The sequence below is a fragment of the Caulobacter sp. 17J80-11 genome (genome assembly GCF_014349105.1).
Classification (GTDB): Bacteria; Pseudomonadota; Alphaproteobacteria; order Caulobacterales; family Caulobacteraceae; genus 17J80-11.
The window spans coordinates 275,673-284,520 of the sequence record NZ_JACSJI010000003.1; the positions used below are offsets into that span (position 1 = coordinate 275,673).

Sequence of the window (8,848 nt, forward strand, 5' to 3'; positions counted from 1 at the left end):
CCATGGCGCTCACGGCCGCCCTTTTCGTTTCGAATCGGCTCCAGAAGGCCGCCGCGGCCTTCCTGTGTCTCATGGCGGCGCATCTCGTGCTGGCGTCGTGCACGCCGGAGCCGGCCGTCGGGTACGGCGCGGTGCGCGTGGCGGTCACACGCTGAGGCGCCCTGAGCCTTTCGGTTTCGAATGCGGCCATTCGAAACCGAAAGGCTCGGAATTCCAAGGCTAGAGCGCGATATTCGCCGAAACCGGTATCCACTTTCGGCTGTCGCGCTCTAAAGCCACGGCTCCAGATCGTAGCCGGCGGCCGCGCCCAGGCCGAGCAGCTCGTCGCGGGTGCGCTCGCCGGCCAGGGCCTGTCCCAGGCTCCAGGCCGCGATCGACCGGGTGCCCGAGCGGCAGTAGGCCAGCACCGGTGCTTGAGCAGCCGCCACGGCCTCGGCCGTGGCCTGGGCCTGCTCGGCGGTGGGCCGGCCGCGAACGGGGATGGCCACGTAGGCCAGGCCGGCCGCGCGCGCGGCCTCGGCGATCGATTCGCCCGCGGGCTGGCCCGGCTCCTCGCCCTCGGGGCGATGATTGACGATCAGGGCGAAGCCGCGCTCGGCGGCGGCGCGCACGTCGTCCGGCCGAATCTGCGGGGACACCCAGAATCCATCGGTGACCTTGCGAAACTCGGTCATGTGATCGTCCTCACGCATCTGCGCGCGCCGCGGGCGGCGCGCGACGAGTTCCTGCGGCTACTGCTCGCGGCGCGCCCGAATCGCGCGCTGGCCGTCGACCTTCAGGAAGAAGCTGCCGAGCGAGGCTTTGCGGATCTCCATCTTCGAACCCTGCTTCGGGGCTTCGTTGACACGCTCGCCGTCGATCTGGCGCCACACCTGGCCGTCGGTGGCGGTCAGCACCCAATGGCCCTCGCGGTCGCGTGAGGCGCGCGCCACAGTCAGCGTGACCTCGTCGATCTCCTCGCTCTTGCCGCCGTCGGCGCTGGCGCGGTCGAAGATCTTGAAGGCTCCGCCCAGCTCCAGGCCGAAGGCCTGGCGCTTGGCCTCGCGAATCTGGCCGCGGTCCATGACCACCAGGTCGCCCTTCTTCTCGGCGGCGTCCAGGGCCGCGGTGGCTTCGTCGAAGCAGGCGAGTCGCGCGCCGTCCTCGGTCAGGCTCCGGCAGGCGGAAAGCTTCTGCAGCAGGTCGGCCCGGGCCGGCGCCGGCGCCGCGGCCTGAGCCGTCCCGGCCAGCAGGGCGCCAGCCGCCGCCAGCGCCATGATCTTGGTGTTCGCGCGCATGAAGAGACGCCTTTCCCCGAAACTCTCCCCCATTGAAGAGAAAGGCGTGCCCCTGTGCAACCGGGCCACGCCCCAAGCCGGAGCGAAGAGCCGTGGTTTCGGAAATGGGGCGAACCTGTGGCTGCGATGAGACAGGTCTGCGACGAACAGATTACACGCGAGTAATTTGGCGTTGACCGGAACGTAGCCTGCCATACCGTGGCCGTATCCGGGGGCGTCACGCCTACGGGCCAACGTCGCCGCGGCGGCGGAAGGTCCTTGCAAGAAGACCTTCCCCGTCGGGCTCAGGAGGAAGAAAGTTGAATAAGCAAACCGTCCGTGGCCGCCTGTTGGCGTCCACGATGATCTGCGGGGCTGCCTTCGCCGCGTTTGCGGCGGCGCCGGCCTACGCGCAGGACGCCGCGAGCGACCAGTCGACCGTCGACGAAGTCGTCGTCACCGGCTCGCGCATCGTCCGCCAGGACTTCACCGAAATCTCTCCGGTCACGACCGTCGGCCAAGAGCAGCTGGAAATGACCGCGACTCTGTCGGTCGAAACCCTGCTCAACGAACTGCCGCAGGTCATCCCGGGCAACACCCGCACGTCGAACAACGCCGGCGGTGAAGACTTCGCCACCATCGACCTGCGCGGCCTGGGCACCAACCGTACCCTGGTCCTGGTCAACGGCGAGCGCGTGCCCGCCTCCTCGACCACCGGCACCGTCGACATCAACACCATTCCGGCCTCGCTGATCGAGCGCATCGAAGTGGTGACCGGCGGCGCTTCGGCCGTGTACGGCTCGGACGCCATCTCGGGCGTGGTCAACTTCATCCTGAAGGACGACTACGAAGGCGCTGAACTGCGCGCCACCTACGGCTCGTCGTTCGACGGCAACGCTCCGGAAGTCGAAATCAACGGCCTGTTCGGCGGCAACTTCGCCGACGGCCGCGGCAACCTGACCGCCTACGCCGCCTACTACAACCGCGAAAAGGTCTCGCAGTCGGCCTACGACTTCTCGAAGACCTCGGGCGCGGTCTGCGACGACGGCTCGGGCAACCTGTCGATCTGCGACACCGCGGCTGAAGCTGCTGCGGCGATCGCGGCCGGCGGCGGCGTCGTGGCTTCCGGCGGTTCGGGCACCCCGGCCTGGGGCTGGATCACGAACAACAGCGCCAACCCGTTCCAGAACCTGTCGACCAACCCGGCGACGGCTCCGCGCTTCACCAACGTCAACACCGACTGTAACCCGGCCACCGCTCCGGTCGCCGCGGTCAACAGCGGCAACCTGTCGTTCAACGACAGCGGCCAGCTGACCCCGCGCTTCACCGCCGGCGCCTGCGCCGTGCCGGATCGTGCGGCTGGTTCGTCGCGCTACAACTTCGCGCCGGACAACTACCTGATCATCCCGGCCGAGCGCTTCAACATCACCACGACCGGCACCTACGACATCACGGACGACATCCGTGCGAAGGTGATGCTGTCGTACGTGAACAGCAACTCGGAAGTTCAGCTGGCTCCGACCCCGGCCACCGGCCTGTCGATCACGCTGACCCCGGCCATGCAGGCGCTGATCTCGTCCGCTCACCCGGACCTGTGGGCCGCCCTGCAGTCGCGTCCGAACCCGAACGCGAACTTCACCATGGACCGCCGCACCAACGAGGTCGGCACCCGTAACGGCTTCACCGAGAACAACTCGTTCTCGATGCTGACCACCATCGACGGTTCGTTCAACGACAACTGGGATTGGTCGGTCACCGCCAGCTACGGTCAGAACCACCTGACCAGCCGCGGCCTGAACAGCGTCAACAAGACGGCGCTGATGCAGGGCCTGGCCGGCTGCCAGACCGCCGCGGGCGCTCCGCTCGGCGCCTCCGCCCTGCCGGGCTGCGTGCCGCTCGACATCTTCGGTCCGAACACCCTGACCGACGAGATGACCAGCTTCATCCGCGTGAACACCTTCGCGACGACCAACGTCGAGGAGCACCGCCTGGCCGGTTACGTCCGTGGCGACCTGATGGAGCTGCCGGCTGGCCCGATCGCTTCGGTGTTCGGCTTCGAATACCGCGGCACCGACGCCGAATTCCGCGTCGACAACGAGCAGCGCACCGGCAACATCTTCGGCTTCAACGCCATTCAAGACCAAGCCGGTTCGGTTGACGTCCGCGAACTCTACACGGAACTCTCGGTTCCGCTGCTGAAGGACCTGGACTTCGCCGACTACTTCGGCCTGGAACTGGGCCTGCGTTACTCGGACTACTCGTCGATCGGCGAAGTGTGGACCTACAAGATCGGCGGCGAATACGCTCCGGTTGACTGGCTGCGCTTCCGCGGCGTGTACAACGAAGCCACCCGCGCTCCGTCGGTGTTCGAACTGTTCCAGGCTGGTGACCAGGGCTTCCCGTCCTTCACCGACCCCTGCCGTTCGGCCAACCCGAACCTGACCCCGGTCCTGAAGACCTACTGTCAGGCGCAGGGCGTGGTGTACTCGCCCACCTTCTCCGCCAACAACTCGCAGGTGGAAGCCTTCGCCTTCGGTAACCCGGGCCTGAAGCCGGAAACCGCCGAGACCCTGACCCTCGGCGCCGTGTTCCAGCCCGACTGGTTCCCGCTGGGCGACTTCCGCGCCACCGTCGACTACTACGACATCGAGATTAAGGATGCCGTGCAGTCGCTGGGCGCTCAGTACTGGATCAACCAGTGCTACAGCTCCACCACGCCGGGCGCCAACGCCGCGGCTTGCGCTCGCGTCGTCCGCGATCCGGTCACCGGTCAGCTCGACTTCGTGAACACGACCCGCGACAACGTCGGCAGCTACCGCACCAAGGGCTGGGACATCCAGGCCGAGTGGTCGCTCGACATGGAAGACGTGGGCATGAAGGGTCGCCTGCGCCTGAACGAACTGCTGTCGCTGATCGACTCCTACAAGATCGGTGACACCGAGTACGTCGGCTACACCTTCGCCTCGATCGGCGGGGCCCTGCCGGAGTGGAAGTCGGCCTTCTCGGCCTACTACATGATCGGCGACTGGACCCTGTTCGGCCGTTGGAGCTACGTGCCGACCATGACCAGCTCCAGCTTCGGCAACGAACAGCCGGAAGCCAGCTACATCGACATGTCGGCCCGTTGGGACATGACCGACAACTTCCAGGTCACGGCTTTCGTCGGCAACGTGTTCGACGAAAAGGCGCCGCAGACCACGGAAGGTCTGTTCTCGCAGGCCAACACCGACCCGCAGGTCTACCGCGTGCTGGGTCGTACCTTCTCGATCTCGGGCAAGGTCCGCTTCTAAGAAGCGATCCTTACCGATCGAACGGGGGCGGCGGGCTTCGGCCCGCCGCCTTTTTTCGTGCCTGCGGCCCTATTTTTCGCGGCGGGCCCGCACGGCCGTCTGGCCGTCCACCTGCATCAGATAACTGCCCAGGGCGGCGCGCTTGATCTCGGCGACGAAGCCCGGCTGCGGCGCGCGGGCGAAGCGGCCGTCGATCTGGCGCCAGACCTGCCCGTCGCTCATAGCCAGCATCCAGTCGCCGTCCGCCGCCCGCCAGGCGCGCGCCACGGTCAGCGACACGTCCTCGATCGGCGCGAGCTTGACCGCCAGGGGCGGGGCGGGCGGCCGCGTCAGGCCGAAGGCCTCCCGGTGGGTCGCCTCCACCCGGGCGGCGTCGACCACCACCACCTCGCCGCGCGCCTGCGCCTGCGCCAGGGCGTCGATCGCCGCGTCGTAGCAGGCGGCCCGCGCGGCCGTGTCGGCCAGGCCGCGGCAGGCGAGGGCCTGGTCCAGGACGGCGTTTCGGGTCGCGATCGGGGTGGTCTCGGCGCCCGCGGCGGCGGCCAGGGCGAGCGCTAATCCCAGGACGATCATCGGCCGGCTCCTTCCGCGCGTGCGCACGCTCAAGCTGTCGGCGACGGCGAAGGTTCCCGCGGATGCGAAAAGGCCCGCGCCGGGGCGCGGGCCTGAAAGCGTGTCGCCGGACGCGTGTCTAGCGGCGGCGCGGGGAGCCGTCGGCCTCGACCAGGCCGGCGCGGGCGAGGATCTCGACCGCCGGGGCGACCAGATCGCCGTAGCGCCGCCAGCGGCCCATCGAGCTCTTGTAGATCGGCGCCCGGACCTGGGCGGCGCTGGGCGTCGCCACCGCCGCCTTGTTCTCGTGGAAGGCCAGGCAGCGCTCGTCCCAGCTGAGGCCGCAGAAGGCCAGCAGCCGCCGGGTCTCGCCTTCCTGGTCCTCGACCAGGTCCTCGTAGCGGATCTCGGTGTAGCGCTCGGCCGGCAGCACCGCGCGCCAGTGCTCGGCCAGGTCCTCGAACAACGCCACCTGACGGGCGGTGTTCTGCAGGTCGTAGACGTAGTCGTAGTACGGATGAACGGTCGGGAAGATCTGCCGGAAGTTGCTGACGCAGGCGTCGACCGGATCGCGCCGCACGCAGACCACGCGTGCGTTCGGCAGGGCCCGGTGCATGAGGGCGGCGAAGAGGACGTTGATCGGCGCCTTGTCGACGAAACGGGGCGTGTGGCCGGTGAGGGGTCGGGTGCTGTCGACATAGGCCCGGCCCAGCCGCGCGAGGTCGACGCGCCCCAGCGCTTCGAAGGTGGGGCGCTCGATCGACAGCGGGCCCGGCGTGCCGGCCAGTCGCTTGGCGACCAGCGGGAAGTGACCCAGTTCTCCGGCCGAGGCGACGTCGGGGTGGCTGGAGATGATGCGGTCGACCAGGGTGGTGCCGGTGCGCGGCAGGCCGACCACGAAGATCGGCTCGCCGGACGGATCGCCCGGGGCGGTCGAGGCCGTGGTCTCGGCGGTCCGCTTGGCGGCCTCGAACAGGACCCGTTCCTGCGCCCAGGCGTAGGCGGAGCGGCGGCGTTTGACGGCCTTGGCCTTCTGCAGCCACTCGAACGAGCGGACCGGCTCGCCCAGGTCCTCGTAGGTCTTGGCCAGGGCGTGGCCGACGTGCAGCGTGCGCATGCCGTCGGGATCCGGGCCGGCGAACAGGGATTCCAGGCGCTCGAGGTGGTTGCGCTCGGGCGTCTGCTTCTGCACCGAGACCAGCGAGAACCAGGCTTGGTGCTGGGTCGGGCTGAGCGCCAGGGTCCGCTCGAAGGCGCGGGCCGCCTCGTCGAACTCGCCGGCGAACTGCAGCGAGACGCCGAGCTGATAGTGGTGTTCGGCGACGCCGGGCTGCAGCTGCGCGGCCAGGCGGAAGAAGCCGAGCGCCAGGTCGTGCGCCCCGGTCATCCGATAGGCGTTTCCGACGGCGTTCAGGGCCATGCCGTCGCGCGGGTTGGCGCGCGCGGTGCGCTCGGCGACCAGACGCATCTGGGCGAGCCGCCCCACCGCATCCGCAACCCCGCGGTCGATGTCGACCGCGGGGGCGGGGGGTCTCAAGCCGGATCCGGTACGCAGGGCGTTACTCCAGGACGAAGGTGACGGGCCGTCTTAGCCGACCGGACGGGGGGCCATCACTGCGGCCTGACCGCGCTCGCGCATGCGGGCCTCGACCAGGCTGTCCATGGCCGCCTCGGCGCGCGGGTCGCCGAGCAGCCAGCCGGCCGCGGCCAGGGCGCGCACCGAGGTCGAGCTGACCCCGAAGGCCTGCGACAGCGCCTCGAACGGGCTCTTCTGCGCCGGGAAGCGCTTCAGGCGGACGTCCTCGTCGGCCGGGATCTTGGCCAGGGCCTTGGCCTGGGCGACGGCGTCGTAGAAGCCGCCCAGCTGGTCCACCAGGCCCAGTTCCTTGGCCTGGGCGCCGGTCCACACCCGGCCCTTGGCGATCTCGCGCACCCGCTCGACCGGCAGCTTGCGGCCGGTCGCGACCCGCGTGACGAAGTTGTCGTAGATGGTGTCCATCCAGTGCGAGAAGGCGGCGCGCTGGGCCTGGTCGAAGCCCTGGGCGCCGTCGAAGGCGCTGGCGTAGTCGCCGCCCACGCTCATCCCGCGCATGTCGACGCCGAAGCGGCCGAGCGCGTCGCCCAGCACGAACTTGCCGCCGAACACGCCGATCGAACCGGTCAGGGTCGACGGGTGCGCCACGATGGCCGAGGCGTCCGACGAGATCCAGTAGCCGCCCGAAGCCGCGTAGGTGCCCATGGACACCACCACCGGCTTGCCGGCGCGCTTGGCCGCGCGCACCGCCGCCAGGATCTGCTCGGAGGCGGTGTCCGAACCGCCCGGAGAAGAGACCCGGAAGACGATGGCCTTGACGTTCTTGTCGTCGATCGCGTCGTAGAAGGCGTCGGCCACGTCGTCGGAATAGATCGCCGAGCTGGAGCCGAACGGATCGCCGCCGCCGCTGCGGCCGGTCATGATGGCGCCCTCGCCGCCGATCACCGCGACGGTCGACTTGCCCTTGCCGACGTCCGCGTCGCGGCCGTTGGAGTAGTCGTCGAACTCGACGATCTCGGCGCCCTTGCCGGCGCGGGCCAGGATGGCGGCTTCGGCTTCCTCGACCTGGCCGACCTTGTCGATCAGGCCCTTGGAGAGCGCTTCCTCGGCGCTCCAGGGACCGCCTTCAAGGGTGGCGCGCAGCTTCTTGACGTCCTGCTTGCGGTCTTCGGCGACGGCCTTCAGGGCGCTCTCATAGACGCCGGTCATCCAGCCCAGGGTCGCTTCGCGGTGGGCCGGGGTGAAGTCGGACTGCAGGTAGGGGTTGGGGGCGTTCTTGTACTCGTAGCGCTGCTCGTAGTCGGCCTTCACGCCGTACTTGTCGAAGGCGCGCTTGAAGAACAGCTCCTCGGTCGCCAGGCCCACGGCCTGGAACGAGGCGTTGTTCTGCATCCACAGCTCGCCGGACGAGGCGCCCAGCATGTAGGTCGAGACGACCATGCCCGACGGGTAGAGGCCCTGGCTGTGGGCGACCACCGGCTTGCCGGCGGCGCGGAAGTGCAGGAACGCCTGGCGCAGCTCCTCGGCGCTGGCCGGGGCCATGCCGCCTTCAGGCAGGCGCACGAACAGGGCCTTCACCCGGCTGTCCTTCTCGGCCCGGCGCAGGGTCTCGATCACGTCGAGCACCGAGTCCGGCTCGCCCGAGAAGGCGGCGAACGGATTGGTCGAGGGCTGGTCGGAAAGGCCTTCGCGCAGGTCCAGCTGCAGCACGGCGGCGCGCGTGGTCGGCTCCTTGGGCGCGCTGGCCGCGGCGATGATCGGCGCGATCAGCAGGAACGGCAGGACGACGAAAAACAGCACGAGGCCGGCGAACACGCCGGCTACGGTAATAAAGAACTGCTTCATGGCGCGGTCCCAGCCTTTCTCAGCCTGGCTGAACCTTAACGGAGCGTGCGCCACGGTCAAATGAAGAGCGCGCAAGGGGCGAGCCGGCTACGCTTTCAACCGCGGCTGGGGCAGAAAAGTCGCGCGCACGGCGGCGGCGATTTCGGAGGGAAATGGTCGGAGTGGCAGGATTCGAACCTGCGACCCCCGCGTCCCGAACGCGGTGCTCTACCAGACTGAGCCACACTCCGATTTCACTCTCGCCGAAACGAAAAGGCCGCCCCGGGCGGGCGGCCATTTCGGCGGGAATTAGATGGTCGGAGTGGCAGGATTCGAACCTGCGACCCCCGCGTCCCGAACGCGGTGCTCTACCAGACTGAGCCACACTCCGA

At 68.9% G+C, this 8,848-nt stretch carries 7 protein-coding genes and 2 tRNA genes; 2 read left to right on the top strand and 7 right to left on the bottom strand.

The features are described 5' to 3' along the window. The first annotated feature begins 2 nt into the window (after positions 1-2). Positions 3-155 (top strand): hypothetical protein, encoded by a 153-nt coding sequence (locus H8B08_RS05415; RefSeq protein ID WP_187449173.1) that lies wholly within the window; start codon positions 3-5, stop codon positions 153-155. Positions 156-269: 114 nt separating this feature from the next. On the opposite strand, the gene H8B08_RS05420 is transcribed toward H8B08_RS05415, so the two are convergent. Further along, positions 270-674, bottom strand: a complete 405-nt coding sequence (locus H8B08_RS05420; RefSeq protein WP_187449174.1) for a TIGR01244 family sulfur transferase — start codon at positions 672-674, stop codon at positions 270-272. Between the two features lie 57 nt (positions 675-731). Further along, on the bottom strand, positions 732-1,277 hold the full coding sequence (locus H8B08_RS05425; RefSeq protein WP_187449175.1) for a hypothetical protein: 546 nt from the start codon (positions 1,275-1,277) through the stop codon (positions 732-734). Positions 1,278-1,576: 299 nt separating this feature from the next. On the opposite strand from H8B08_RS05425, the gene H8B08_RS05430 reads away from it, so the two are divergent. Beyond that, positions 1,577-4,546, top strand: coding sequence for a TonB-dependent siderophore receptor (locus tag H8B08_RS05430; protein ID WP_187449176.1), 2,970 nt, complete (start codon positions 1,577-1,579; stop codon positions 4,544-4,546). 69 nt (positions 4,547-4,615) lie between these two features. On the opposite strand, the gene H8B08_RS05435 is transcribed toward H8B08_RS05430, so the two are convergent. The 5 genes from H8B08_RS05435 to H8B08_RS05455 form a co-directional block, all read right to left on the bottom strand. After that, positions 4,616-5,119, bottom strand: a complete 504-nt coding sequence (locus H8B08_RS05435; RefSeq protein ID WP_187449177.1) for a hypothetical protein — start codon at positions 5,117-5,119, stop codon at positions 4,616-4,618. Between the two features lie 118 nt (positions 5,120-5,237). Beyond that, a complete protein-coding gene (locus H8B08_RS05440; protein ID WP_187449178.1) occupies positions 5,238-6,635 on the bottom strand; it encodes a sulfotransferase in 1,398 nt (465 codons plus the stop codon). Positions 6,636-6,686: 51 nt separating this feature from the next. Further along, complete coding sequence (gene sppA / locus H8B08_RS05445; protein WP_187449179.1) at positions 6,687-8,477, bottom strand: signal peptide peptidase SppA; 1,791 nt, start codon at positions 8,475-8,477, stop codon at positions 6,687-6,689. A gap of 153 nt (positions 8,478-8,630) precedes the next feature. Further along, positions 8,631-8,707, bottom strand: a tRNA-Pro gene (locus H8B08_RS05450). Positions 8,708-8,770: 63 nt separating this feature from the next. Further along, a tRNA-Pro gene (locus H8B08_RS05455) sits at positions 8,771-8,847 on the bottom strand. Between the last annotated feature and the right edge of the window lies 1 nt (position 8,848).